Source organism: Cyanobium sp. NIVA-CYA 375 (genome assembly GCF_056108345.1).
Genome location: NZ_JBSYHW010000004.1, coordinates 36,705 through 60,247, shown reverse-complemented (window position 1 = coordinate 60,247; position 23,543 = coordinate 36,705). Strand labels below are relative to the sequence as shown.

The 23,543-nt window shown below is 63.1% G+C and carries 37 protein-coding genes and 1 tRNA gene; 6 read left to right on the top strand and 32 right to left on the bottom strand.

Features of this window, described 5'->3' with window-relative positions; genetic code table 11:
• Positions 1 to 14: 14 nt before the first annotated feature.
• On the bottom strand, positions 15 to 1,232 hold the full coding sequence (gene alr / locus AC01FP_RS02335; RefSeq protein ID WP_474477673.1) for an alanine racemase: 1,218 nt from the start codon (positions 1,230 to 1,232) through the stop codon (positions 15 to 17).
• A 50-nt stretch (positions 1,233 to 1,282) separates the two neighbouring features.
• On the opposite strand from alr, the gene AC01FP_RS02330 reads away from it, so the two are divergent.
• Entirely contained in the window at positions 1,283 to 1,783 is a 501-nt protein-coding gene (locus AC01FP_RS02330; protein WP_474477670.1) for an HNH endonuclease, read from the top strand.
• Positions 1,784 to 1,789: 6 nt separating this feature from the next.
• On the opposite strand, the gene prfA is transcribed toward AC01FP_RS02330, so the two are convergent.
• The 30 genes from prfA to rplC form a co-directional block, all read right to left on the bottom strand.
• Positions 1,790 to 2,887, bottom strand: a complete 1,098-nt coding sequence (gene prfA / locus AC01FP_RS02325) for a peptide chain release factor 1 (RefSeq protein WP_474477753.1) — start codon at positions 2,885 to 2,887, stop codon at positions 1,790 to 1,792.
• Between the two features lie 94 nt (positions 2,888 to 2,981).
• The gene (gene rpmE / locus AC01FP_RS02320) at positions 2,982 to 3,296 is read right to left on the bottom strand and encodes a 50S ribosomal protein L31 (protein WP_474477666.1); all 315 of its coding nucleotides are present in this window, start codon (positions 3,294 to 3,296) and stop codon (positions 2,982 to 2,984) included.
• Between the two features lie 33 nt (positions 3,297 to 3,329).
• Complete coding sequence (rpsI, locus tag AC01FP_RS02315) at positions 3,330 to 3,731, bottom strand: 30S ribosomal protein S9 (RefSeq protein WP_474477663.1); 402 nt, start codon at positions 3,729 to 3,731, stop codon at positions 3,330 to 3,332.
• Positions 3,728 to 4,180 carry a 50S ribosomal protein L13 gene (rplM, locus tag AC01FP_RS02310; protein WP_106632402.1) on the bottom strand — a complete coding sequence of 151 codons (453 nt, stop codon included), beginning with the start codon at positions 4,178 to 4,180 and terminating at the stop codon, positions 3,728 to 3,730. The genes rpsI and rplM overlap by 4 nt, the downstream gene beginning before the upstream one ends.
• An 81-nt stretch (positions 4,181 to 4,261) precedes the next feature.
• Positions 4,262 to 5,182, bottom strand: a complete 921-nt coding sequence (gene truA / locus AC01FP_RS02305) for a tRNA pseudouridine(38-40) synthase TruA (protein ID WP_474477660.1) — start codon at positions 5,180 to 5,182, stop codon at positions 4,262 to 4,264.
• A gap of 71 nt (positions 5,183 to 5,253) precedes the next feature.
• Positions 5,254 to 5,604, bottom strand: coding sequence for a 50S ribosomal protein L17 (gene rplQ / locus AC01FP_RS02300; RefSeq protein ID WP_106632400.1), 351 nt, complete (start codon positions 5,602 to 5,604; stop codon positions 5,254 to 5,256).
• 45 nt (positions 5,605 to 5,649) lie between these two features.
• The gene (locus tag AC01FP_RS02295; protein ID WP_474477657.1) at positions 5,650 to 6,588 is read right to left on the bottom strand and encodes a DNA-directed RNA polymerase subunit alpha; all 939 of its coding nucleotides are present in this window, start codon (positions 6,586 to 6,588) and stop codon (positions 5,650 to 5,652) included.
• Positions 6,589 to 6,644: 56 nt separating this feature from the next.
• Complete coding sequence (rpsK, locus tag AC01FP_RS02290) at positions 6,645 to 7,037, bottom strand: 30S ribosomal protein S11 (RefSeq protein WP_010311626.1); 393 nt, start codon at positions 7,035 to 7,037, stop codon at positions 6,645 to 6,647.
• A 117-nt stretch (positions 7,038 to 7,154) separates the two neighbouring features.
• Positions 7,155 to 7,520, bottom strand: coding sequence for a 30S ribosomal protein S13 (rpsM, locus tag AC01FP_RS02285; RefSeq protein ID WP_106632398.1), 366 nt, complete (start codon positions 7,518 to 7,520; stop codon positions 7,155 to 7,157).
• Positions 7,521 to 7,611: 91 nt separating this feature from the next.
• Entirely contained in the window at positions 7,612 to 7,725 is a 114-nt protein-coding gene (gene rpmJ / locus AC01FP_RS02280) for a 50S ribosomal protein L36 (protein ID WP_048018126.1), read from the bottom strand.
• Between the two features lie 65 nt (positions 7,726 to 7,790).
• Entirely contained in the window at positions 7,791 to 8,351 is a 561-nt protein-coding gene (locus AC01FP_RS02275) for an adenylate kinase (RefSeq protein WP_474477653.1), read from the bottom strand.
• 61 nt (positions 8,352 to 8,412) lie between these two features.
• Positions 8,413 to 9,732, bottom strand: coding sequence for a preprotein translocase subunit SecY (gene secY, locus AC01FP_RS02270; RefSeq protein ID WP_474477650.1), 1,320 nt, complete (start codon positions 9,730 to 9,732; stop codon positions 8,413 to 8,415).
• 102 nt (positions 9,733 to 9,834) lie between these two features.
• On the bottom strand, positions 9,835 to 10,284 hold the full coding sequence (gene rplO / locus AC01FP_RS02265; RefSeq protein WP_322764222.1) for a 50S ribosomal protein L15: 450 nt from the start codon (positions 10,282 to 10,284) through the stop codon (positions 9,835 to 9,837).
• A 9-nt stretch (positions 10,285 to 10,293) separates the two neighbouring features.
• Positions 10,294 to 10,947 carry a 30S ribosomal protein S5 gene (gene rpsE / locus AC01FP_RS02260; RefSeq protein WP_254937632.1) on the bottom strand — a complete coding sequence of 218 codons (654 nt, stop codon included), beginning with the start codon at positions 10,945 to 10,947 and terminating at the stop codon, positions 10,294 to 10,296.
• Between the two features lie 14 nt (positions 10,948 to 10,961).
• Entirely contained in the window at positions 10,962 to 11,327 is a 366-nt protein-coding gene (gene rplR / locus AC01FP_RS02255) for a 50S ribosomal protein L18 (protein ID WP_254937631.1), read from the bottom strand.
• 32 nt (positions 11,328 to 11,359) lie between these two features.
• Positions 11,360 to 11,899 (bottom strand): 50S ribosomal protein L6, encoded by a 540-nt coding sequence (gene rplF / locus AC01FP_RS02250; RefSeq protein ID WP_254960503.1) that lies wholly within the window; start codon positions 11,897 to 11,899, stop codon positions 11,360 to 11,362.
• 17 nt (positions 11,900 to 11,916) lie between these two features.
• On the bottom strand, positions 11,917 to 12,318 hold the full coding sequence (rpsH, locus tag AC01FP_RS02245) for a 30S ribosomal protein S8 (RefSeq protein WP_474477645.1): 402 nt from the start codon (positions 12,316 to 12,318) through the stop codon (positions 11,917 to 11,919).
• Positions 12,319 to 12,337: 19 nt separating this feature from the next.
• Positions 12,338 to 12,877, bottom strand: coding sequence for a 50S ribosomal protein L5 (gene rplE / locus AC01FP_RS02240; RefSeq protein ID WP_474477642.1), 540 nt, complete (start codon positions 12,875 to 12,877; stop codon positions 12,338 to 12,340).
• A 107-nt stretch (positions 12,878 to 12,984) separates the two neighbouring features.
• Positions 12,985 to 13,341: a 50S ribosomal protein L24 gene (rplX, locus tag AC01FP_RS02235; protein ID WP_254941847.1), complete on the bottom strand. Its 357-nt coding sequence runs from the start codon at positions 13,339 to 13,341 to the stop codon at positions 12,985 to 12,987.
• 1 nt (position 13,342) lies between these two features.
• Positions 13,343 to 13,708 (bottom strand): 50S ribosomal protein L14, encoded by a 366-nt coding sequence (rplN, locus tag AC01FP_RS02230; RefSeq protein ID WP_106632388.1) that lies wholly within the window; start codon positions 13,706 to 13,708, stop codon positions 13,343 to 13,345.
• Positions 13,709 to 13,720: 12 nt separating this feature from the next.
• Entirely contained in the window at positions 13,721 to 13,972 is a 252-nt protein-coding gene (rpsQ, locus tag AC01FP_RS02225) for a 30S ribosomal protein S17 (protein ID WP_094560052.1), read from the bottom strand.
• 16 nt (positions 13,973 to 13,988) lie between these two features.
• Entirely contained in the window at positions 13,989 to 14,213 is a 225-nt protein-coding gene (gene rpmC / locus AC01FP_RS02220) for a 50S ribosomal protein L29 (RefSeq protein WP_474477638.1), read from the bottom strand.
• Between the two features lie 3 nt (positions 14,214 to 14,216).
• Complete coding sequence (rplP, locus tag AC01FP_RS02215) at positions 14,217 to 14,660, bottom strand: 50S ribosomal protein L16 (RefSeq protein WP_322764219.1); 444 nt, start codon at positions 14,658 to 14,660, stop codon at positions 14,217 to 14,219.
• A 16-nt stretch (positions 14,661 to 14,676) separates the two neighbouring features.
• Entirely contained in the window at positions 14,677 to 15,405 is a 729-nt protein-coding gene (gene rpsC, locus AC01FP_RS02210; RefSeq protein ID WP_106632385.1) for a 30S ribosomal protein S3, read from the bottom strand.
• Positions 15,406 to 15,424: 19 nt separating this feature from the next.
• The gene (gene rplV, locus AC01FP_RS02205; protein ID WP_474477634.1) at positions 15,425 to 15,778 is read right to left on the bottom strand and encodes a 50S ribosomal protein L22; all 354 of its coding nucleotides are present in this window, start codon (positions 15,776 to 15,778) and stop codon (positions 15,425 to 15,427) included.
• Positions 15,779 to 15,782: 4 nt separating this feature from the next.
• On the bottom strand, positions 15,783 to 16,058 hold the full coding sequence (gene rpsS, locus AC01FP_RS02200) for a 30S ribosomal protein S19 (protein ID WP_106632383.1): 276 nt from the start codon (positions 16,056 to 16,058) through the stop codon (positions 15,783 to 15,785).
• Between the two features lie 35 nt (positions 16,059 to 16,093).
• Positions 16,094 to 16,957, bottom strand: a complete 864-nt coding sequence (gene rplB, locus AC01FP_RS02195) for a 50S ribosomal protein L2 (RefSeq protein ID WP_474477632.1) — start codon at positions 16,955 to 16,957, stop codon at positions 16,094 to 16,096.
• 15 nt (positions 16,958 to 16,972) lie between these two features.
• Complete coding sequence (locus tag AC01FP_RS02190; protein WP_094560045.1) at positions 16,973 to 17,275, bottom strand: 50S ribosomal protein L23; 303 nt, start codon at positions 17,273 to 17,275, stop codon at positions 16,973 to 16,975.
• Positions 17,268 to 17,903, bottom strand: coding sequence for a 50S ribosomal protein L4 (gene rplD, locus AC01FP_RS02185; RefSeq protein ID WP_474477629.1), 636 nt, complete (start codon positions 17,901 to 17,903; stop codon positions 17,268 to 17,270). The genes AC01FP_RS02190 and rplD overlap by 8 nt, the downstream gene beginning before the upstream one ends.
• Before the next feature lie 11 nt (positions 17,904 to 17,914).
• Positions 17,915 to 18,562, bottom strand: coding sequence for a 50S ribosomal protein L3 (rplC, locus tag AC01FP_RS02180; protein ID WP_106632380.1), 648 nt, complete (start codon positions 18,560 to 18,562; stop codon positions 17,915 to 17,917).
• 454 nt (positions 18,563 to 19,016) lie between these two features.
• Between rplC and AC01FP_RS02175 the strand changes: the two genes are divergently transcribed.
• The 5 genes from AC01FP_RS02175 (at position 19,017) to AC01FP_RS02155 (ending at position 23,179) form a co-directional block, all read left to right on the top strand.
• Complete coding sequence (locus AC01FP_RS02175; RefSeq protein WP_474477627.1) at positions 19,017 to 19,478, top strand: NAD(P)H-quinone oxidoreductase subunit N; 462 nt, start codon at positions 19,017 to 19,019, stop codon at positions 19,476 to 19,478.
• Entirely contained in the window at positions 19,456 to 20,487 is a 1,032-nt protein-coding gene (locus AC01FP_RS02170) for a Light dependent period protein LdpA domain-containing protein (RefSeq protein WP_474477623.1), read from the top strand. Before AC01FP_RS02175 ends, AC01FP_RS02170 begins: the two co-directional genes overlap by 23 nt.
• 32 nt (positions 20,488 to 20,519) lie before the next feature.
• Positions 20,520 to 22,187, top strand: coding sequence for an AAA family ATPase (locus AC01FP_RS02165; RefSeq protein WP_474477621.1), 1,668 nt, complete (start codon positions 20,520 to 20,522; stop codon positions 22,185 to 22,187).
• A gap of 122 nt (positions 22,188 to 22,309) precedes the next feature.
• Positions 22,310 to 22,381, top strand: a tRNA-Gln gene (locus tag AC01FP_RS02160).
• 9 nt (positions 22,382 to 22,390) lie between these two features.
• Positions 22,391 to 23,179: an HAD family hydrolase gene (locus AC01FP_RS02155; RefSeq protein WP_474477619.1), complete on the top strand. Its 789-nt coding sequence runs from the start codon at positions 22,391 to 22,393 to the stop codon at positions 23,177 to 23,179.
• Positions 23,180 to 23,288: 109 nt separating this feature from the next.
• On the opposite strand, the gene AC01FP_RS02150 is transcribed toward AC01FP_RS02155, so the two are convergent.
• Entirely contained in the window at positions 23,289 to 23,540 is a 252-nt protein-coding gene (locus AC01FP_RS02150) for a hypothetical protein (protein WP_474477617.1), read from the bottom strand.
• Positions 23,541 to 23,543: the final 3 nt, after the last annotated feature.

Sequence of the window (23,543 nt, the reverse complement as noted above, 5' to 3'; positions counted from 1 at the left end):
GCTCGATGACTTTATCAGTGAGCCCTATCGCCTGGGCCCTCCCAGGCGGCCTGGGCGGCGGTGAGTCGCGGCAGGCGGTGCTTAAAGCCGCAGAGGATTTCCCAGGGGATGGTCTGGCAGCGATCGCTCCAGTCGGTGGGGGTGATTTGTTCGCTTCCCTCCTGGCCCAGCAGGGTCACCACCGACCCCACCTCCAGTCCCGGGCAGTCGGTGGCATCGAGCACCAGTTGGTCCATGGTGATGGCTCCCACTTGGGGCAGACGTTGGCCTGCAAACAGCACTTCCAGCTGGTTTGAGAGCTGGCGGGGCACGCCATCGGCGTAGCCAATGCCAACAACGGCCAGACGGCTGGGGCGGCTGGTGCGGAAGCGATGGCCGTAGCTAACCCCCACCCCGCTGCCCACCTCCCGAATCAGGCTGACGCGGGCGTGCAGGGTCATCGCTCCCTGTAGCGGTGCCCCAGAGGAGAGGTGAGGCGCCGGGCTGTGGCCGTATAGCGCCAGGCCGACGCGCACCAGGTCGTAGTGCAGTCCTGGGCTGCGCAGGGTGCCAGCCGAGTTGGCTAGGTGGCGGATACCAGCCTGCAGGCGCTGGTCATGAAGGGCCTGCAGCACCGTCTCGAATAGCCGCTGCTGTTGATCGGTGAGCCCGTCATCGGCGTCTGCTGACGCATCGGCACTGGCGAGGTGCGAATAGAGGCCGGCCAATTGCACGGCTTCCAGTTCCGTGATCGCGGCCACGAGTCTGGGGCCCTCCTGCCAATCGGCCCCTAGCCGAGCCATGCCAGTGTCGAGTTTGAGCTGCAGGGCCATCGGGCGGCCGTGGCCGCTGGCGAGGTTTTGGCAGAGCAGGGCTTCGCGCATGCCGCTGATGGTGGGCATGAGCTGCCAGTGCAGACAGCTGCGCAGCTCCTCTACCTGGGTGAGGTTGCCGAGCACCAGGATTGGCGCTTCGATGCCGGCCCTGCGCAGCTCGATGCCTTCGGACAGGGTGGCGACACCGCACTGACTGGCTCCACCAGCGAGGGCGGCCCGGGCCACGGGGATCGATCCATGGCCATAGCCGTCGGCCTTGACCACAGCCATCAGTTCAGTGTCGGCGCCTATGCAGCGTTTAAGGCTGCGGGCGTTGGCACTGATGGCGGCGGTGTTCACCTCTACCCAGGCCCGTTGCCGAGCCAGGGTCGGCTCATGGGCCGGGGCACTCCAGCTGGTCTCGGTCGCCTGGGTCACGGATAACAGCGAAGAATGCCACTAGCATGCCGCCTATCACGGGTGCTGGCATGGGCCACGTTCTCGTTCTAAACGCGTCCTACGAGCCCCTCAACATCACCACCTGGCGTCGTGCGGTGGTGATGGTGCTGAAGGGGAAGGCGGAGGGTCTTGAGCATGACCCGGCCCGCAGGATTCGCCAGGACACCCTGCTACCCACAGTGATACGCCTGCGTCATTTCGTGCGGGTGCCCTACAAGCCGTTGCCCCTGACCCGCCGCAACCTGTTTCACCGCGATGGCCATCGCTGCCAGTACTGCGGGGCTAGCGCTGAACAGCTCTCTGTCGACCATGTGGTGCCCCGCAGCCGCGGTGGTCTTGACACCTGGGAAAACGTCACCACAGCCTGTCTGCCCTGCAATGTCCGCAAGGGCAACCGCACCCCGCGGGAGGCGGCCATGCCCCTGCTGCGCCCACCCCATCGCCCTTTGAGCGGTTTCAGCTTTGAAGCCAGTCGCCAGATCTCCGCTGGTCAGCATGGCGAGTGGGCCAAATATGTGATTGGGTCCTGAGAACCCTCAGCTGGCTACCTGTTGGGCCAGCTCCTCGAGCTGGCGGCTCTGATCGGCGGCGATTGAGGCACTGATCAGGTCGTGGAGCTGGCCGTTGAGCACCGGCTCAAGCGCGAAATTGCGGCCTAGGCGGTGGTCGGTGGTGCGGTTGTCCTTGAAGTTGTAGGTGCGGATTTTCTCGCTGCGGTCGCCGCTGCCTACCTGGGCCAGCCTGGTGGAGCGCTCCTGGGCGTTGGCTTCTGCCAGCTGGCGCTCATAGAGCTTGGCCCGCAGGATTTCCATGGCGCGCTCGCGGTTCTGCAGCTGGGAGCGCTGCTGGGTGCAGAACACCCGAATGCCGGTGGGCTTGTGCAGCAGGTCTACGGCCGTTTCCACTTTGTTGACGTTTTGGCCGCCGGCGCCACCGGAGCGGGCGGTACTGATTTCGATGTCGCCGGGTTCGATCTGGACCTCCACGGGATCGGCCTCCGGCATCACGGCGACCGTGGCGGTTGAGGTGTGCACCCGGCCCTGGGACTCGGTGGCCGGCACCCGTTGCACCCGATGCACGCCAGCCTCGAACTTCAGCTGGCTGAAAACCCCTTCGCCTTTGATGGCGAGGATTAGTTCTTTGTAGCCCCCGAGCTCGGCTTCAGAGGCGCTCACCGGTTCTACCCGCCAGCCCACCCCTTGGGCATAGCGCTCATACATGCGGGCTAGATCGCCGGCCCAGATAGCCGCTTCATCGCCACCGGCGCCGGCGCGGATCTCCAACATCACGCTGCGCTCATCGCGGGGGTCTCGGGGCAGCAGGGCCACCGTGAGCTTGTCGAGCAGGCTGGCCGTGGCTTCGGCCAGGGTTGCCAGCTCCTCGGTTACCAGTTCCTCCATGGCGAGGTCGCCCCGATGTTCTTTCAGCAGGGCGCGAGCTTCGCGCTCTTCCTGCTGCAGTTTCTGCAGGCTCAGGTGGTCCTGCACCAAGGGCTCCAGGCGAGCTCTCTCGCGGGCGATGGCCTGCATCTGGCTGGGATTAGCCGCCACGGCTGGATCTGCCAGCTGGCGTTCCAGGGTCTCGAAGGTGCGGCGGGCCGTCTCCAGGCGCTCATGCAGCAGGGAAGGATCCATCAGCGAGGTAGGTGGAGCCCGCATGGGCACCAGACAACACAAAGCCGGGTGCCCGTAAGCACCCGGCTGGGGGGTTCAACCAGGTCTGCAGAGATCAGGCTTCGGCCACAGCGGGGGCCTCGGTCTCACCTTGGCTTGCAGCTTCGGCCGAAGCCTCAACCTGGGGCTCCTGCTTGGCAGCGGCGTTGGAGAGTGAATCGGCTCCACCCATGCCGTACTTGCGCATGAAGCGGTCTACTCGGCCCTCGGTGTCGAGGATCTTTTGGGTGCCGGTATAGAAGGGGTGGTTGCCACTCCACACATCAACGTGGAGTTCGGGGGAGGTGGAGCCGGTGGTCATAACCACCTCTCCGTTGCAAATCACCTTGGCATCGGGATACCAGGTGGGATGAATTTCGGCCTTGGGCATGACGGGAAAGGGGCTGATGGCGGGGAGAAGAAATCAGCGCTTGGAGAACTGAGGGGCCTTACGGGCTTTCTTCAGGCCGTACTTGCGACGCTCCTTGGCGCGAGGGTCGCGGCTGAGGTGGCCTTCGGTTTTAAGGGGCTTGCGGTTGTCCGGGGACAAATCACATAGGGCACGAGCAGCACCCTGCTTAATGGCGTCGGCTTGGCCGGTAAGCCCACCACCACGCACATTCACCAGCAGGTCATAGTCAGTTCCCAAACCGAGAGTCTGCAGAGGAGCTTTGACCGCTGCGAGATAAACGGGGTTGTAGTTGAGGTAATTGTCGCCAGGGCGACCATTGATGGTTACGGTGCCGGTCCCGGGAACCACACGCACTCGGGCAACTGCCGTCTTCCGACGACCCGTACCCCAGAAGACGACTTTGTTAGTACTCATTGGGCGGCAGTGGCGGGATCGAGGGCTAGGGCTTGGGGTTGTTGGGCAGCGTGGGGATGCTCAGTACCCTTGTAAACCTTCAGCTTGCGGAACAGCTGACGGCCCAGGGCGTTGTGGGGAAGCATGCCTTTGATGGCTTTCTCCACGATCCGCTCAGGAATCCGGGCTTGCAGGTGGGCGAAGGTCTCGGTCTTCATGCCACCGGGCCGGCCGGAGTGGCGGCGGTAAATCTTCTGGGTCGACTTGTTACCACTCACCTTCACCTTGTCGGCGTTGATGACGATGACGAAGTCGCCGGTGTCGAGGTGGGGGGTGTAGCAGGGCTTGTTCTTGCCGCGCAGCACTTGGGCCACTTCGCTCGCCAGGCGACCGAGGGTCTGATTCTCTGCGTCCACCAGATACCACTGGCGGTCGAGGGAATCAATGGAGGGCAGGGGGGTCTTGTTCATTTCGCCTGATCAGGCACCGGCAGGCCGGAAGTGGGGCAGGACAGCTGGTCGTTGGAAACCCAACGCCCGGATTCAGTGACCTTACCTCCTGGTCGGCGCGCCCCCAGGAGGTAGCTGCGCTGAACTGACGAAAGGCTGGGCTGAACCAGGCTGGAGATCCGGAGAATCGGAAATCTCGAGCTGATACCGCGGTTGGCAATCATACCAGGCGGCTTGGGGGAATATTGGTTTTGGGTAGCCCACCCGCAGCAGGCAGAGGCCCTGAGGTGGTGCTGCCTCTTTCACTTCTAGGCGCTGGCACTCGCGCCAGCGGCGCTCGAAGTCGGTGCCGCTGAGTCGCCCCTCGCCAACCGCCACGAGTTGGCTCAGCACCAGACGCACCATGCCGTAAAGAAAACCGCTGGCTTGCAACTCGACGCTGATCAGGTCACCCTGGCGCTCCATACGCACCTCCTGAAGGGTGGTGCGGCCGTGGGCGCGGCGGCTGCCGGCTCGTTGAAAGGCAGAAAAGTCGTGTTCGCCGAGCATGGCCTCCAGGGCCTGGCCCATGGCTTGTTCATCGAGCCGGCGCTGATAGCGGTGCCAGCTCCAGGGGGCCAGGAACAGGTTTGGGGTGCGGGCGTTGTAGATCGTGTAGCGATAACGCCGGTAACTAGCGCTGAAGCGGGCGTGCCAGCTGGGCTCAACCTCAACAGCCGCCCGGATGCGGATCGTGGCCGGTAGCCGACCATTAAGGGCCTTGGCCCAGCGCTCCGGCGGAATTGGCCCAGCGGCTTCGAAGTGTGCCACCTGGGCGGCAGCATGCACGCCCGTATCGGTGCGGCCAGCAGCCATGGTGCGATTGGGTCCCTGGGGGTCAAGCCCAGCTATCGCTTGCTCCAGGGTCTGCTGCACGCTGTGGGCATTGCGTTGCCGCTGCCAGCCGCAGTAGGCGGAGCCGTCGTATTGCAGGCAAAGAGCGATGCGGCGCAGGGCGGGGGCGGGGGTCAGCACGGGCACCATGCAGCCATTAAAAAACCGCGGTGGGCTTACGCCACCGCGGCAGTTTGGGATCTCTCCAGACGGGGAGAGGTTTAGACCAGTTCGATAATGGCCATCTCGGCGTTATCGCCGCGGCGGGGAACGGTGCGGATGATGCGGGTGTAGCCACCTTGGCGCTCGCCATAGCGGTCTTGAGCTTTGTCAAACAGGGCATGAACCAACTGCTTGTCATAGATGTAGCCGATGGCGCGGCGACGGGCAGACAGGCTGCCGTCCTTGGCCAGGCTGATCATGCGCTCAGCTTCATCGCGCAAAGCCTTGGCACGGGCTTTGGTGGTGGTAACCCGACCTTCGCGGATCAGCTGGGTGGTGAGACCCCGCAGCATGGCTTTGCGTTGGTCGGCAGGACGTCCCAACATGGGGACTCGGCACTGGTGTCTCATTGGGCTGAATCAGGTGAGAAGGCTGTTCGGTAAAGGGGCCGCCGATCAGGCGCTAGTGCGGCTCTGGGGCAGGGTGATGCCGATGCGCTCCAGCGCTTCGATCACCTCGTCGGCTGATTTGGAGCCGAAGTTTTTGATCTCCAGCAGATCTTCATAGCTGAAGCCCATCAGGTCGGACACGGAGTTGACCTGGGCACGCTTCAGGCAGTTGTAGGCCCGCACGGAGAGGTTGAGTTCTTCGAGGGGAATTTGGGCCTCGGCGGAGGGCTCGGGTTCAAGGCCGGGCTCTTCCACCAGGGTCAAGCTGGCCAGGGGCTGGAACAGACCGATCAGCTGGTTGGCTGATTGGGCCATGGCGTCGTCTGGTGTGACGCTGCCATTGGTTTCGATCTCCAGGCGCAGTCTTTCGCGAGCGGATCCACCTTCGCCAACGGCGGTTTCATCCACCGTGTAATTGACCCGGCGCACGGGCTTGAACACGGCATCGATCTGCAGCAGGTCGATGGCGCTGGTGTCTTCGCTGTGGCGATTGACGGGCCGGTAGCCCACACCACGCTCCACATGTACCTCCATTTCGAGGCTGTGGCCTTCAGCCACGGTCGCGATCAGGCGATCTGAATCAATTACCTGCACCTGGGATGAGAACTGCAGATCCGCGGCGGTAACCGTCGCGGGGCCGTTCACCACTAGGCGGCCGATCTCAAGCTCGCGGTTGCGACTGCTAACGGAGATCTGCTTGCAGTTGAGCAGAATGTCGAGGACGTCTTCACGAACCCCGGGCACGGTGGCGTACTCGTGGTTGACTCCGGAAATGCGTACTGCGGTAATGGCACTGCCTTCCAGGCTGCCGATCAGGACGCGGCGCAGGGCATTGCCAAGCGTGGTGGCCTGGCCGCGATCGAGCGGGCCGATCAGGAAGGTGCCGGTCTGGGATCGGTCTTCGGCGACTTGATGCTCAATGCGATCGATTTGGTAATGCAACACGTTCTGAAGGGTCGAAAGGTTGGAAAAAGCCCAGGGGGCAGGAACGAAACGACGACTCAGACGCGACGGCGCTTGGAGCGACGGCAACCGTTGTGGGGCAGGGGAGTCACGTCGCGGATCAGGGTGATTTCAAGGCCGGCCACCTGCAGGGCTCGGATTGCGGTTTCGCGGCCTGAACCAGGACCCCTTACCAGGACTTCGATCTGGCGCATGCCCTGCTCGAGGGCGCGTCGGGCGGCTGCTTCAGCTGCGGTTTGGGCGGCAAAGGGTGTGCCTTTACGGGCTCCTTTGAAGCCGCTGGCGCCGGCCGAACTCCAAGAGATCACCTCTCCGGCCGTGTCAGTGATCGACACGATCGTGTTGTTGAAGGTGCTCTGAATGTGAGCAACGCCGTTGGGGACATTGCGCTTCGTTTTCTTGGCGCCGGATTTTTTGGCTGGCTTTGCCATGGCGGAAAGGCCTGCTGGTGCAGGAGGTGATCAGGGGAACGTCGGTGGGCACCCTGGTGACGCCGGTCGCTTGCGCAGTTGGCGGCAGGGTGGGAGCAGGTGAAGGAAGGCGGGGCCTTACTTCTTCTTGCCGGCCACGGTTTTGCGAGCACCACGACGGGTGCGCGCATTGGTGCGTGTGCGCTGGCCACGCACGGGCAGACCCATGCGATGGCGGCGACCGCGAACGCAGCCGATGTCTTGGAGGCGCTTGAGGGCCATGCCCTCTTGACGGCGAAGGTCACCTTCGAGGGTGAAGGTTTCGGCCGCACCGCGCAACTTCTGGACGTCGGCGTCGCTGAGGTCTTTTACCCGGATGTCTGGGCTGACACCGGATTTGGCCAGAATCTTCTGGGCACGGGTAAGACCGATGCCATACACGTAGGTGAGGGCAATCTCGACGCGCTTTTCGCGTGGGATATCAACGCCGGCAATCCGAGCCACGTAGGAATTCGATGAGGGGGCAAGGGGCTCCGCCTGAGCGGAGCGGGGAAACGATGCACAGCTGGCCCCCAAGGGGGCGGGCCAAGGCTGGTCAGCCTTGGCGCTGTTTGTGCTTGGGGTTGGTGCAAATCACCATTACCCGGCCGTGGCGACGAATCACCCGACATTTGTCGCACATTCTCTTGACCGAGGCACGCACCTTCATGGGAGTTGTGCTCTCCTAATTTGCAAACCGACAACCTATCACACGGGTCAACACCGGATCGCCATTCAGCTAAGTAGGGCGGCGATCCGTTCAGCGATTGCATCGACGCTGCCATTGGCCTCAATGGCCTGGATCAACCCCAGCTCTTGGTAATGGCGAATCAGCGGTTCGGTCTGTTCCCGGTAGACCTCTAGCCGGTGGCGAATCACGCTTTCGTTGTCGTCAGAGCGGCCCCGGCTCAGGAGCCTTTGGATCAGAACGGCGTCGTCGAGCTCCATCAGCACCACCAGTTCGATCGGTTGCTGCAGTTCATCGAGCAACAGCCCCAGAGCCTCGGCCTGGGCAAGGTTGCGGGGGAAGCCATCCAGTAACCAGCCGCCGCCGCTGCTGGCGGCCAGTGCTTCCAGCCGGCCACGCACGATCGCCAGCACCAGCTCATCGCTCACCAGCTCACCACGGGCCATCACGGCCTCGGCTTCCTTGCCAAGATCGCTGCCAGAAGCAACCTCCGCCCTCAGCAGGTCCCCCGTAGAGAGGTGCAGCAGCTGGCGATCGGCGGCCAGTTGCTGGGCTTGGGTGCCCTTGCCGGCGCCGGGAGGGCCAAGGAAGAGGAGACGTTGCTTCATGGCTGAACTTGCGAGTTGGAGGAAGGGGCTACCGCGAGGCTGGCTGGGGAGGGGCTGGTGGTCACTGGCGCACCATGCCCTCGTAGCGCTGGGATATCACGTAGGTCTGCACCTGTTTGGCCGTGTCGATCGCAACGCCCACCAGAATCAGCAGGGAAGTGGCCCCCAGCCCCTGGAAGGTGCGCACCTGGGTGGCCCCTTCCACGGCCGAGGGGATGATTGCCACGGCGCCGAGGAACACACCACCCAGCAGGGTGAGTCGGTTTTGCACGCCGCTGAGGTAGCTGGCAGTAGCTGAGCCGGGGCGCACGCCGGGGATGGCCACGCCGCTGCGCTTGAGATTGGTGGCGATGTCCACCGGGTTGACGGTGAGAGAGGCGTAGAAGAAGCCGAAGCCGCAGATCAAGCCGAAGAACACCAGGGCGTAGAGCCAGGGGGTGCTGCTGTTGGGATTTAGGTAGCCCGCCAACTTGATCAGCAAAGGGTTGCGGGTGAGGTTGGCAATGGTGAGCGGCAGAAACACCACGGCCGAGGCAAAAATGATCGGCATCACGCCGCCGGCGTTGAGCTTCAGTGGCAGGTAGCTCTGCCGTGCCGCAAGCACCCCAGCGCCTCCCACTTGGCGCTTGGCGCTCACAATTGGGATACGGCGGTTGCCCTCCTGCACAAAGATGATCCCCACGATCGTCAGCAAGAAAACCAACACCAGCACGACGATGCCGCCAACTGTGCTGCGGTCCCCACTCTGGGCAAGCTCGATCGTTGATCCCAGGGCCTTGGGCAGGGTGGCCACGATGTTGACGAAGATCACCAAGGACGCGCCTTGACCGATGCCCCGCTCGGTGATCACCTCGCTGATCCACATCACCACCATGGAGCCGGTTACCAGGGCAAGGGCCGTCTGGATTACAAACACCGGCTCCGAAAGGCCCTCTGTGGCGTATTGCCGCAGGATCAGGGCAAAGACCAGGCTCTGCAGAATGCCCCAGCCCAGAGCCACGTAGCGGGTGATCTGGGCGATCTTGCGCCGGCCTGCCTCGCCCTCATTCTTCTGGAGGTCTTCCAGTTGGGGCAGGGCTGCGGTTAGCAGCTGAATGATGATCGAGGCGTTGATGAACGGCAGGATGCCCAGAGCAAAAACGCCGAGGGTGGACAGGCCGCCCCCGGTGAAGATGTCCAGGAACCCGATCAGCTGACCGCCCTGGGAGAGGAACTGCTGAAAGGCCACCCGGTCGATGCCTGGCATCGGGATGTAGATGCCCAGCCGGACCAGCAGCAGCAGGCCGAGGGTGGTTAGCACCCGGTCGCGCAGTCCCTTCGACTGGATCAGTTGGCTGAGGATTTCCCCGGCACTTGGGTTGCGACCCCGGCTAACAAGCATGGCGGCGTGTGATGGACATGAAAAAACCGCCAATCAAGACCCGTGGCATGCCCGGGGCTCGACTAGACGGCTCAGACCTTAGGGCGGAGGCCCGCAAGGCGATCAGATGACTTCGCAGCTGCCACCGGCAGCTTCGATCTTGGTGCGGGCGCTGGCAGTAAACGCGGCGGCCTGCACGGTCAGCTTGACGGAGAGTTCACCGTTGCCAAGCACCTTGAGGGGATGCTTGGGGCTGGTCACGAGACCTTCCTTCACCAGGGAATCGAGGCTGATAGTGCTGCCGGCTTTGCAGTCGGCGAGCTTGGCCACGTTGATGATCGTGAACTCCTTCTGGTTGACCAGCTCAAAGTGCTTGAGCTTGGGGATGCGGCGGTAGAGAGGCATTTGGCCACCCTCGAAGCCAGGACGGGTCGGGCGACCCGAGCGGGACTTCTGGCCGCGCATGCCGAAACCGCAGCTGGCACCCTGGCCTGCAGCAATGCCGCGACCCTTGCGGAGCTTGCGGCGCCGGGCGCCAGGGTTGGGTTTGAGGGACTGGAGATTGAACGTCATGGCGAGGCCTTAGGAGTAGATCTGCTCTAGGGAGATGCCCCGCTCCTTGGCGGTCTCCTTGTGGGTGCGAAGGCCGGCCAAAGCCTCCATCGCAGCGCGGGCGTTGTTGAGGGGGGTCTTGGACCCAAGGCGCTTGGCCAGCACATTTTTGATGCCGGCCAGTTCGAGCACCGTGCGGATCGAGCCGCCCGCAATCACCCCGGTTCCGGGCGCTGCCGGCCGGATCAGCACGCTGGCGGCACCGTCGCGGCCGTTGCTGAGGGTAGGGATGGAGCTGTGACGGGTGAGGGGCACCTTGACCAGGTGCTTCTTGCCATCGGCTACGCCCTTGCGGACTGCGCCGATGACATCGCCGGCCTTGCCGACGCCCACACCTACTTGGCCCTTCTCGTTGCCAACGACAACGATGGCTCGGAAGCTCATCTTCTTGCCGCCCTTAACGGTCTTGGAGACGCGGCGGATTTGTACCACCCGCTCCTGCCATTCGGAGTCGCGCTCCTGGCCGCGACGGTTGTCGCGCCCGCGGCCGCCACCGCGACGGCTATCGCCGCCTCGGCCTTCAGCCCGACCACCGCGGCGATCTTGCTGGCCTTCGGCAGCAGCAGGTACATCCGAAGCGGCCGGGATGTCGTTGGACTGAACTTGATCGTTGGTTTCGGTCATGGTGAGAGCAGGGATCAGAACTGAAGGCCCGCTTCCCGGGCGGCGTCAGCCAGGGCCTTGACCCGGCCGTGGTACAGGTTGCCGCCTCGATCGAAGACCACCTGCTGGATGCCCTGGGCGAGCGCCCGTTTGGCTACCAGCTCGCCTACAGCCACAGAAGCATCACAGGTAGAGCTGGCGTCGAGGTTGGTGCGCAGGTCCTTGTCGAGGGTCGAAGCCGCACAGAGGGTGTTCTGGGCGTCGTCGTCGATGACCTGGGCGTAGATGTGGTTGTTGGAGCGGAACACGGCCAACCGGGGACGGGAGGACGTGCCAGTGAGCTGACGACGCAGGCGGCGGTGACGCTTCTGGGTCTGCTGTTTGCGGGAGATGGATGACATTGGGATACAGGGTAACGACGCTCAGGCAGACCTCATTTCTTACCGGTCTTACCGGCCTTGCGCAGGATGCGCTCACCCTCGTACTTGATGCCCTTGCCCTTGTAAGGCTCAGGCGGACGAATGGCACGCACCTTGGCAGCTTCGTTGCCCACCAATTCCTTGTTGGCACCGGAGACAAACACGGTGGTGTTTCCCTCTACGGCGAAGGTGACGCCCTCTGGGGGCACCATCTCCACCTGGTGGCTGTAGCCAGCTGAGACCACAAGCTTTGTGCCTTGGACGGCGGCGCGGTAGCCCACGCCAATGATTTCCAGCTTGCGGGTGTAGCCCTGGCTGACGCCTTCCACCATGTTGGCGACAAGCGTGCGGCAGAGACCGTGGCGCTCGCGGGAGCGACGGTTTTCGCTGCTGGGGCTAACCACCAGGGTGTTGCCGTCCTGGGAGATCTGCACTCCTTCGGGGAGGGTGCGGCTGAGTTCGCCCTTAGGACCCTTCACGGTGACCGCCAAGCCATTGAGGCTGACACTCACCTTGTCGGGGAGGGGAATCGGCGCTTTACCAATACGAGACATGGATCAATCTCCCAGATTCAGTAGACGTAGCAAAGCACTTCGCCACCGACGCCCTGCTTACGGGCATCGCGGTCGCTCATCACCCCTTTCGACGTGGAGATGATGGCCACTCCCAGGCCGCCCAAAACTTTGGGCAGCTGGCGGTTGTTCTTGTAAATGCGCAGGCCCGGCTTGCTGACCCGCTGGACGGAGCGAATCGTTGGCTGGCGATGCTTGCCGCTGTATTTGAGCTCAAGCACCAAGTGCTTCAGGACGCCCTCACCTTCTTCGGTGATTGCGGCGATGAAGCCTTCCTGCTGCAGCACGTTGGCGACATTGCGCACCAGTCGGGAAGCAGGAATCTTGGTGGTCTCGTGACGCTTCTCACTCGCATTGCGAATGCGGGTGAGCATGTCTGAAATTGGGTCGTGATTGGCCATAGTCGGGTCCGAAGAGGGCTCAGTTGCTGCGGAACGGCATTCCCATCTCGCGGAGGAGGGCCCTGCCCTCTTCGTCGTTACGGGCGTTGGTCACAATCGTGACGTCCATCCCCCGGATCGCATCGATTTTGTCGAAGGAGATCTCAGGGAAAATGATTTGTTCGCGAATCCCCAGGGTGTAATTCCCCCGGCCGTCAAAGCTCTTGGGGCTCACGCCGCGGAAGTCGCGGATGCGAGGCAGAGCAAGATTGATCAGGCGCTCCAGGAAGGCGTACATCCGTTCACCACGCAGGGTGACGACAACACCGATTGGCATCCCCTGGCGAATTTTGAAACCGGCGATGGCCTTTTTGGCCCGAGTCACTACCACCTTTTGACCAGTGATTGTGGCCAGTTCGGTGATGGAGGCCTCGAGGGCTTTGGCATTCTGGGCGGCTTCACCGAGGCCCCGGTTGATGGTGACTTTGACCACCTTGGGAACTTCGTGAATATTGGAGAGATTCAGGTCCTTGAGGAGTTTGGGCTGAATCGACTCCCGGTAGCGCTGTTTCAGTGACATGACGGGGAGAGGGGGGTGCGCTTCTGGTCTGGGTCAGAAGGCTGACAGGGACTGGAGTTGAAGTTGGCGGGGCCTATGCGAGCGATCGCGAGGCACGCTGCTGGAGCTCAATCGAGGATTTCTCCTGTCTTCTTGAGGCGACGCTTTTTAGTGCCGTCTTTCTCCACCACGATTTCGACGCGGCTTGCCACCTGTTTTGAGCTGGAGTAGAGCATCACATTCGAGGCATGCACAGAGGCTTCCTCGGTGACGATGCGGCCACTTTCGCCTTCCTGGGTTGGCTTGACGTGGCGGGTGCGCAGGTTGATTCCCTGCACTACGACACGATTTTCATAGGGAAGAGTGCGTAGCACCTCTCCGGTTTTGCCCTTGTCCTTGCCGGAGATCAGCTGGACGGTGTCACCCTTTTTGAGGCGCATCTTGATGCGCTCAGCGGGTTTTGCCTTGGGAGTTGCGGTCGCCATTTCAGATGACCTCCGGAGCGAGGGACACGATCTTGGTGAAGTTGCGCTCGCGCAGTTCACGGGCAACTGGCCCGAAGACTCGGGTCCCCTTGGGGTTGTTGTCGTTACCCAAGATCACGGCTGCGTTGTCGTCAAACCGGATTGAGTTGCCGGTGTCACGGCGCAGGGTGGCTTTGGTGCGCACCACTACGGCCTTGACCACATCAGATTTCTTGACACCCATGTTGGGCATGGCGTCCTTGACGGCTGCCACGATCACGTCGCCCACGTGGGCGTAGCGACGGTTGGTGCCGAGCACCCGGATGCATTGGATGCGCTTGGCGCCGCTGTTGTCAGCGACGTTTAGATAGGTTTCTTGTTGGATCATTTGGAGTTCTCCTCAACCGGCGGTGCTGTTGGTGAGAACTTCGGCCACGGTCCAGCGCTTGGTGCGGCTGAGCGGGCGGGTCTCGGTGATGCGAACCCGGTCGCCCACTTTGCAGCTGTTGGCTTCATCGTGGGCTTTGTATCGGGTGGTGCGGCTGACCGTCTTTTGATAGATGGGATGGGGGAAGCGGTTTTCCACCGCCACCACCACCGTTTTGTCCATCTTGTCGCTGACGACGGTGCCGACCCTTTCCTTGAGTGCCATGGGGATCGAGGGGGTATCAGGAGGCTGAAGCAGCCGTGGCGGCGGAGCGTTGCTGCTCCTTTTGCACCGTCATCAGGTGAGCCAGCTTGATGCGAGCCTCCTTGAAGCGGTGAGTATTTTCCAGCCGGCGGGTGGCTTGCTGGAAGCGCAACTCAAACAGTTCACGCCGGGTGGCGTTGACCTGTTCGTTGATCTGTTCACCGGTGAGCTTGCGCACATCGGCGATGTTTGGTCTTGCCATCGGTCAGGCCTCCACTGGGGCTGCAGTTTCCTGATCCGCCAGGCTCAGGAATTTGGTCTTGAGGGGAAGCTTGAACTGCGCCAAGCGCATTGCTTCTTTGGCGATCTCGGGGGTGATTTCGGCACCACCCATCTCAAACAAAATGCGCCCCGGTTTGATCACGGCCACCCAGAACTCCGGGTTGCCCTTACCAGAACCCATACGGGTTTCGGCGGCGCGCATTGTCACTGGTTTATCAGGGAAAATCCGGATCCAGATCTTGCCGCCGCGTTTGACGTGGCGGGTCATGGCTCGGCGGCTGGCTTCAATCTGGCGGGAGGTGATCCAGCCACATTCCTGGGCCTGCAGTGCAAACTCCCCGAAGGCAATCGTGTTGCCCCGGGTAGCGACACCGCGCATGCGGCCTCGTTGTTGTTTGCGGAATTTGACGCGTCTTGGACTCAGCATGGTTCAGGGCTCCGGATCACTCTTTGTTAGAGCGGTCTTCAAACTGTTGCGGCTGCCGGCTAGTCCGGCGGCGGGGAGCAGCTCCCACGGGCAGCTGCTCTTTCTGGCCAGGCAGCACCTCGCCTTTGAAAATCCACACCTTGATGCCCAGCACTCCGTAGGTGGTGCTTGCCAACTTGGTTGCGTAGTCGATGTCGGCACGCAGGGTGTGAAGGGGCACGCGACCTTCCCGGGTCCATTCGGTCCGGGCGATTTCGGCTCCGTTGAGGCGTCCAGCCACCATGATTTTCAGGCCGAGCACGCCGGCCCTCTGGGCCCGTTGCACGGCCATGCGGATAACGCGGCGGAAGGCAACTCGCTTTTCCAGTTGCTGGGCGATGTATTCAGCCAGCAAGAACGAGTCGGCATCGACCCGCTCGACTTCCACCACGTTGATGCGCACCTGACGGTTTGCATCACCGAGGGTTTTCTGAATGCCGGTGCGCAGCTCCTCAATGCCGCTGCCCTGACGGCCAACAAGCACGCCTGGACGGGCGGTCTTTAGTTCAACTTCCAGTTGATCGGCCTTGCGGGCAATCAGCACATCGCTGATGCCTGCGGCGCCGTACTTCTTGTGGACGAACTTGCGAATGCGGTCGTCCTCCTGAAGCAGGATTGGATAGGTCTTGCTGGGGGCGTACCAACGCGAGCGGTGATCCTGGGTAATCCCCAGGCGCAGGCCGGTTGGATGGATCTTGTGTCCCATCGTTCGGTGTCCTCGGGGGTTAGGTGGAAGGAGCCACAGCAATGCTGATGTGGCAGGTTTGTTTTTTGATCGCGTAGGCACGACCCTGGGCGCGCGGGCGGAAGCGCTTCAGGCAGGGTCCCATGTCGGCGATCGCCGAAGCGATCACCAAAGTGGAGGGATCCAGGCCCAGGTTGTTTTCGGCGTTCGCTACCGCCGAACGCAACACCTTGGTGATGGGGCCGGTGGAGCGGTAAGGCATGAACTCGAGCAGAATCAGGGCTTCGCGGTAGCTGCGGCCACGGATCTGGTCGAGAACTCTGCGCACCTTGGATACGGAACCGCGGATGAAGCGGCCGTGGGCGAGAGCCTGGTTGGAAGATGTGTTTGCCATAGCGTCAGCGGCCTCCTTTCTTATCCTTGATGTGGCCCCGGAAGGTGCGGGTGGGGGCAAATTCCCCGAGTTTGTGGCCCACCATCTGTTCCGTCACGTAGACGGGAACATGGGATTTGCCGTTGTGAACGGCAATGGTGTGGCCGATCATCATCGGCAGGATGGTAGAAGCACGTGACCAGGTTTTGATCACGGACTTGTCATCTGCGCCGTTTTGCTTTTCAACCTTGCGAAGCAGGCTGTCGGCAACAAACGGTCCTTTTTTGAGTGAACGTCCCATGGCGGATTAAGCGAACAGCAAAGCGGTGTTAATCATCAGGAATCGCGTCCGCCACGGCTCCGTTTGGAGGTACGGCGACGTTTCCGGAGCACAAACCGATTGCTGGGTTTGTTCCGCTTACGGGTTTTGTAGCCAAGGGCAGGCTTGCCCCAGGGTGTGACCGGACCGGAGCGGCCGATCGGGGCGCGGCCTTCACCACCACCGTGAGGGTGGTCGCAGGGGTTCATCACCGACCCGCGCACCTCAGGCCGGCGACCAAGCCAGCGCTTGCGACCAGCCTTACCCAGGCTGGTGTTGCGCACTTCGGAGTTGCCAACTTCACCGAGGGTGGCGTAGCACTCGCGGCGCACAAGGCGCACCTCGGTGGAAGGCAGCTTGAGGGCTACGTAGTCGCCTTCTTTTGCAACCACTTGGGCACTGGCACCAGCGGTGCGGACCATCTGGCCGCCCCGCCCGGCATAGAGCTCAACGTTGTGGACGCTGGAGCCGAGGGGAATGGCAGATAGAGGCAGGGCATTGCCCGTTTCAATCGGCGACTCGGGTCCGGAGACCACCTGTTGTCCGATCTCAATGCCAGCCGGAGCAAGGATGTAGCGCTTCTCGCCATCGGCGTAGAAGAGAAGAGCTAGGCGGGCGTTGCGGTGCGGGTCGTAGTGGATGGCCGCCACTTTGGCGACGACTCCGAGCTTGTCGCGGCGGAAGTCGACGATGCGGTATAGGCGCTTGTGACCACCGCCGCGGTGGCGGCAGGTGATCACGCCCCGGTTGTTGCGGCCTTTGCGGCGGTGTTTGGCGACCACCAGGCCTCGCTCCCGTTCGCGGCCAGTTACTTCGGAGAAGTCACTGGCGACACGGGTACGGGTGCCGGGGGTGATGGGTCGGTATTTACGGATAGCCATTACTTTTCAGACCCCTCAGGACTCAGGGAACAGCTGGATGGCATTGCCTTCGGCGAGGCGCACCACTGCTTTCTTCACTTGGGCACGTTTGCCGGCGAAGCGGCCCACCCGCCTGGAGCGGCGAGGGGGATTCATGGTGCTGATGCCGATGACTTTGACGTCGAACAGCTGTTCAACGGCAGCCTTGATGTCGGGTTTTGCAGCCCGATGGTCCACCTCAAAGGTGTACTGGTTCTGCTCGAGGGCCCGGGTGGCCTTCTCGGTGATTAGCGGCCGACGGATCACATCCGCAAGCCGGCTCGAAAAACGTTCAGCCATCGCCGTAGACCTCCTGAATCTTCGCGAGTGCTTCCTCGCTCACTACCAACTTGTTGGCGTGGAGCAAATCAAACACGTTGAGCTGATCCGCAGCGATCAGCTTGACCTTCTCGAGGTTGCGCACCGAGCGGCGCATGGCCTCGGAGGCTCCGTCGAGCACCACCAGCACCTTGGCGCCGGCTTCGATACCAAGCCGGCCTAAGCCTGCGGTGATTTCCTTGGTTTTGGGGGTTTCGAGCCCAACGCCAAAGCCCTTGACCACGGTGATGTCGTCGATGCGATTCATCAGCGCGGTGCGCAGGGCCAGGCGACGCTCCTTGCGGTTCATCGCCACGGTGTAGCTGCGGGGCTTGGGACCAAACACCACACCACCGCCGGGGCGGAGCGGGGTTCGGATTGAGCCTTGGCGGGCCCGACCTGTGCCCTTTTGCTTGTAGGGCTTGCGGCCGCCACCGGCTACTTCAGCGCGGGTAAGCGTGCTGGCTGTGCCCTGACGGGCATTGGCCAGCTGACGCACCACGGCCCGATGCACCAAGTCTTTGGCAGACGATTCTTTGGCGACTTTCAGATCAAGTTCAGCCTTGCCGGCCTCCTTGCCCTGCCAGTCGCGAATTACACAATTAGCCATTGGTTTTCTCCTCAGTTCCCGGCTTTGGCGCCCACCCGGTTCGCCGGGCGGATGTTGAGCAGGGCGCCAGGCTTGCCGGGCACCGAACCCTTCACTACCAGCAGGTTGCGCTCCACATCCACTTTGAGGATGACGAGGCCGCGGGTGGTGATTTGTTTGCCGCCGTAGCGGCCCGCCATGCGCTTGCCGGGGTAGACGCGGCCCGGAGTGGTGCCGGCGCCGATCGAGCCAGGCTCTCGGTGGTTCTTGGAACCGTGGGTCATGGGGCCCCGGCTGAAGCCGTGGCGCTTTTGGAGGCCGGAAAAGCCACGGCCCATGGTGTCGCCGCTCACATCAACCTTTTGACCAGGCTCAAAGGCCGTCACGGAGATGGAGCCACCCAGCTCAAGGCCATCCACGCTGTCGACCCGATATTCCTTCAGGTGGCGCAGGACCTCATCACCAGATTTGGCTAGGTGCCCCTTGGCTGGCTTGTTCACGAGTTTTTCGCGAATGTCGCCAAAACCAAGCTGGACGGCGTTGTAGCCGTCGGTGCTGGTGCTTTTGAGTTGGGTGATGCGGCAAGGACCCGCCTCGATCAAGGTGACCGGGATGGACTTGCCCTCGTCGTTGAAGAACTGGGACATGCCCAATTTCTTCCCAAGAATGCCGATAGACATAGGAGGGGAAACAACGCCAGCTGGACCACCGAGCGCAGTGAGCAGGGAGCTCATGCACGACGGTGAAACTGAAGCGGTCAGGATGTTGCCTGGCTCGGCCGAGGTGCCGCTCTTCGTCGCGGAGGCATGGGCCTCAAGCAACGGGTTGCGATTTCCAAGGGCTAGCGAGGCTGATCTGATTCGGATCAGCGCGGCTGGGACTTATCGGAACCGGGCTGGACTCAACAGACGTGAGAGCAGTGCGTTCTGGCAGTTTCCCGACGGGACCTGCGAGCTTTTAAAGCTGCTGGAACCGTGCTGGCCGAGGACGATCACCACCACTGGTGATCGTGTGCCGTGATCTGGAGGCCCGGCTAGCGGTCGGGCACATATCAATGGCACAGTTGATGAACATACCCCACCACCTAACCCGTCTTGGGCTGTCAAAGTGGTGCTTAGCTAGCAATTACCCGTAATGCCCCTGCTGCTCTCCGGTCGCGGTTTCCGCCAGGACCTTGAGCGCGCTGGTGCTCTGGCCCTATTTGCACCACTTGAGGGTGGCGCAGAGACTCGCTTGATGCGCCGGATGCGGGCTGTTGGTTATCGCGCCCAGCTCACCTCGGCGCGGGGACTTGGTGATCCTGAGGCCTTCCTTTTGCAGCTGCACGGTGTGCGTCCGCCCCACCTGGGTCACCAGAGCGTGGGCAGGGGCGCAGCAGTGGGCGAGGTTCAGCGGGTGATGCCCCAATTGGGGGCTCTGCTCGAGGGCACGCAGCCGATCCTGCTTTGGTTGTTGGAGGGGCAGGTCCTATCTCAGGCTGAATTGGGATCCCTGATTGCTCTCTGCCGGCGTGAACCTCGTCTCAAGCTCGTAGTCGAGATGGGCGGTTCCCGCGAACTGCGCTGGCAGCCCCTTGAGCAGCTGCTTGACGCCTGAGGAGGCTCTCGCCTCTGGTCGCTGGGTCAAGTTGATCTGTGGGGCTAGCAACCAAGATCTGGCCGCGATCGAAGATCTCTGCGGCATTTTTTCCCTGGCCGGGGTGCACTGCATAGATGGCGCGGTTGATGCGGCTGTGGTGGCCGCGGTCCGCCGCGGGATTGATTGGGCCGAAGCCCGTGGAGCCAGCCGCCCCTGGTTGATGTTGAGCCTCAGCGATGGCGACGATCCCCATTTCCGCAAGGCTTGGTTCGACCCCGCTTGCTGCCCGCCGGCCTGCCCTCGCCCCTGCGAGCGGGTTTGTCCGGCCTTGGCCATCGGGCTGGCCGCCACTGGCTCTCCAGGAGTGTTGGCGGAGCGCTGCTACGGCTGTGGCCGCTGCCTGCCTGCCTGCCCCCACGGCCTGATTGAGGAGCGGAGTCAGGTGCTTGCAGGGGCGGATGTGCCCCCCCTGCTTGCCCAGTTGCGCCCAGATGCGGTGGAACTCCACACCCACCCCGGTCGCGGCGCGGCCTTTGCAGAGCGGGTTGGCCAGCTGCGTGCTAGTGGCGTGCAGCTGCGGCGACTGGCAGTTAGTGCGGGCCTGGAGGGCACGGCCCAGTCGCCAGCTGCGCTGGGGGCGGAGCTGTGGCTGCGCTTCACCCTGCTGCGCGCCGCGGGCTTTCGTCCTCTCTGGCAGCTTGATGGCCGGCCCATGAGTGGTGATCTGGGTGCGGGCACGGCCCGTGCCGCCCTCAAGTTGGTTGCGGCCTTGCTTCCCCAGACCCCCCCCGGCCCTGTGCAGTTGGCGGGAGGCACTAACTCCCATACCCTTCCGCAGCTGGCTGGATACCCCCTGAAGCATCACATCGCTGGCGTCGCCTTTGGTGGCGTGGCCCGCCGGCTTTTGCAACCCCTGCTAAAGGAGGCCCAAGGTCGCAGGCGATCCCTGCTAACTGATGCCGAGCTCTGGCCCCGGGCCCTGGGGTTGGCGCGGGAACTGGTTGATCCCTGGCTAGAACGTATTTAGTGCCTTGCGATTCGGTGTCCAGCCCTGCCTCAATGGCCTCCCAGCGGGTCACCGACGACCTTGATCGCCTGCTGGCCCTGCTGCCTGCAGTAGTTCAGGCGGCCCTGGCGACCGCCGAGTCTCGGGAGCAGTTGCTGGAGGTTGTGCTCGACCTGGGCCGGGTGCCCGAGGCTCGCTACCCGGGCCAGGTGCGTGCCCTGGGCAATCAGCCCCTGGAGCGCGCCGACTTGGCTGCAGTGGTGGAGCGAATCGGCTACTTCGGCGGCGATAACCGCGCCGGTATTGAGCGCACCTTGCATCGCATCAGTGCGATCCGCAATCGCAGCGGCACGATCGTGGGACTCACCTGCCGGGTGGGCAGAGCCGTGTTTGGCACGGTGGCCATGGTGCGCGATCTGCTGGATGCCGGCGAGTCGCTGTTGTTGATGGGGCGCCCTGGTGTGGGTAAGACAACCGCCCTGCGCGAGATCGCCCGGGTGCTGGCCGACGACCTGGGCAAGCGGGTGGTGGTGATTGACACCAGCAATGAAATCGCCGGGGATGGCGACATTCCCCATCCCGCCATCGGCGGCGCCCGGCGCATGCAGGTAGCCAGGCCTGAGCTACAGCACCAGGTGATGATCGAGGCGGTGGAAAACCACATGCCGGAGGTCATCGTTATTGATGAAATCGGCACCGAGCTGGAGGCCCAGGCGGCACGCACCATTGCCGAGCGTGGCGTGATGCTCGTGGCCACGGCCCACGGCAACGCCCTCGAAAACCTGATCAAGAATCCCACCCTTTCTGATCTGGTGGGCGGCATTCAGGCGGTGACACTCGGCGATGAGGAGGCCCGCCGCCGCCGCACGCAGAAAACCGTGTTGGAGAGGGCTGCCGAGCCCACTTTCGCCATGGCGGTGGAGATGCACAGCCGCCATCGTTGGCACGTGCATAGGGATGTGGCCCGCACGGTTGACATGCTGTTGCGGGGCCAGGGGGGGCGCCCCGAGATTCGGGAGCTAGGCCCTGATGGGCAGCTGCAGCGGCAACAGGAGCTAGCTCCTGTCCTTGCCCCAAGCCCAGCTCCAGTGCCAGCCTCTCGCGAGGCTGTGCCGCCGCGGTCACAGGTGCGCCCAAGGCTGGCAGCCGCCCCCTTGCCCGTGTTGGAGGAGGACACCGTGGAGTCGGATCGCTCAGCGGCTGAAAGCCCCGCGCCGATGTTGCGGGTGTATGGGGCCGGCCTTAGCCGGGGCCCCCTGGAGCAGTTGGTGAGGGCCCGCCAGTTGCCCGTGGAGGTGGTGGGCAGCGTCGAGCTGGCCGACGCGGTGCTCAGCCTGCGGCAACAGCTCGGCCGTGATCCCCAGGTGCGCCGGCAGGCCCAGGACTTGGGCTTGCCGATTTTGGTCTTGAAGTCGGCTGCCCCGCCCCAGCTGCAGCGTGCCCTGGAGCGGCTGCTGCAGCGCCACCGCCAAGACCACGCGCTACGTGATCCAGCCGCAGTGGCGGCCTCCAGCGCCAAGGCCGATGACGCCCTCGCCGGGCTGGAGGAGTGCCGGCTGGCGGTTGAACAGGTGGTGTTGCCCCACGGCCAGCCCGTAGAGCTGCTGCCCCGCAGCGAGAGGGTGCGGCTAATGCAGGCGGAATTAGCTGATCGCTATCGGCTACGCACCGCCGTATTTGGCCGCGGTGTGGAGCAGCGGCTGCGGCTATTTCCTGCTTGAGCTTGGAGGCGGTGGCTGCTGCGGTTGACGAAGGACCGGGCGCTATGGGTAACTATCTGGGTGCCGGAAATCCCGGTTGAGCCCATCCGTTAGGTTTGGTTCAAGCTCTTTCAGAGCGCCATTGGGTCGTCGCCAAGCGGTAAGGCAGCGGTTTTTGGTACCGCCATTCCTAGGTTCGAATCCTAGCGACCCAGTTTTGATCCATGTCTTTCGTTCCCCCTGCTGCGACTGGCTTTTGGGCTAGATATGGCCCCTTGATCGTCTTTGATTTCGACGGGGTGCTGATGGATGGCATGCCCGAATACTGGTGGTCGTCCCGGGCGGCGGCCCTGCAGCTGGCTCCAGAGCTGGCACTCCCCGAGCAGGCCCCGGCAGGTTTCACCAGCTTGCGGCCCCTGATTCACAAGGGTTGGGAGATGGTGCTGATGGCAGCGGAGCTGGGCCGCCCGGATCTCAATCTGGAGGATTTGCTGGCCGATTACGACGGGGCCTTACCTGCCGCTCTGGCCCGTTGGGGGTGGCAGCCGGAGCGGCTGCAGCGCCAGCTCGAGCTGGTCCGCAATGCCGCCATCGCTGAAGCGCCTGCTGCCTGGCTTGCCCGCCACCGGCTGTACCCCGGGGTGAAGGAGCGACTACAGCGCTTGGGGCAGGAAGGGGCCAACTGGGTGGTGCTCACCACCAAGGGCGCCGCCTTTGCGGCCAGGTTGTTGGCGGCGTCAGCCTTAGAGCCTTCTGCTCTTTACGGCCACGAGCAGGGAAGCAAGCCCGAGGTGCTGCACCAACTGCTGGAACAGGGTCGCCCCGTCTGGTTTGTAGAAGACCGACGCCCAACGCTGGAAACGGTGCGGGCTGATTCCCATTTGGCATCGGTGCGTTGTTTTCTGGCGAGTTGGGGGTATTTGGGTCCCCGGGACGCTGAGGCATTGCCGGATGACATCGGTTGGCTGACGCCGGAGCTGTTTGCGGCCCCCCTGGCGGACTGGCCCCAGTGAGCTAGAGTACGCTCGTACTATAAGTAATTGATACGCCGGCTCACTTTGGTGGCACTTGTTGCTCAGAGGTCGCAGGATGGCCGTCTTCGGGTTTGCCTGGAGGCTGTGCCTACGGGGCATTCCGATTAGCGGCGCGCTCCCCTTCCTGGTTTTCGTCTTTGCGGCCTGTTCCTTCGCATCTGATTGCTGTTATGCCCGCTACCCCTAACTCCCCCTCCAGATCTTCCGTGCCCCCTGCTTCCCGCGCCTCCGCCAGCTCTTCTTCAGCATCCACCACTTCTGCGGCTACCACTTCTGCGGCTACCACTTCTGCGGCTACCACTTCGACTGCAGAGAGTCGAGCTGCCGCCGAGCGCGACAAGGC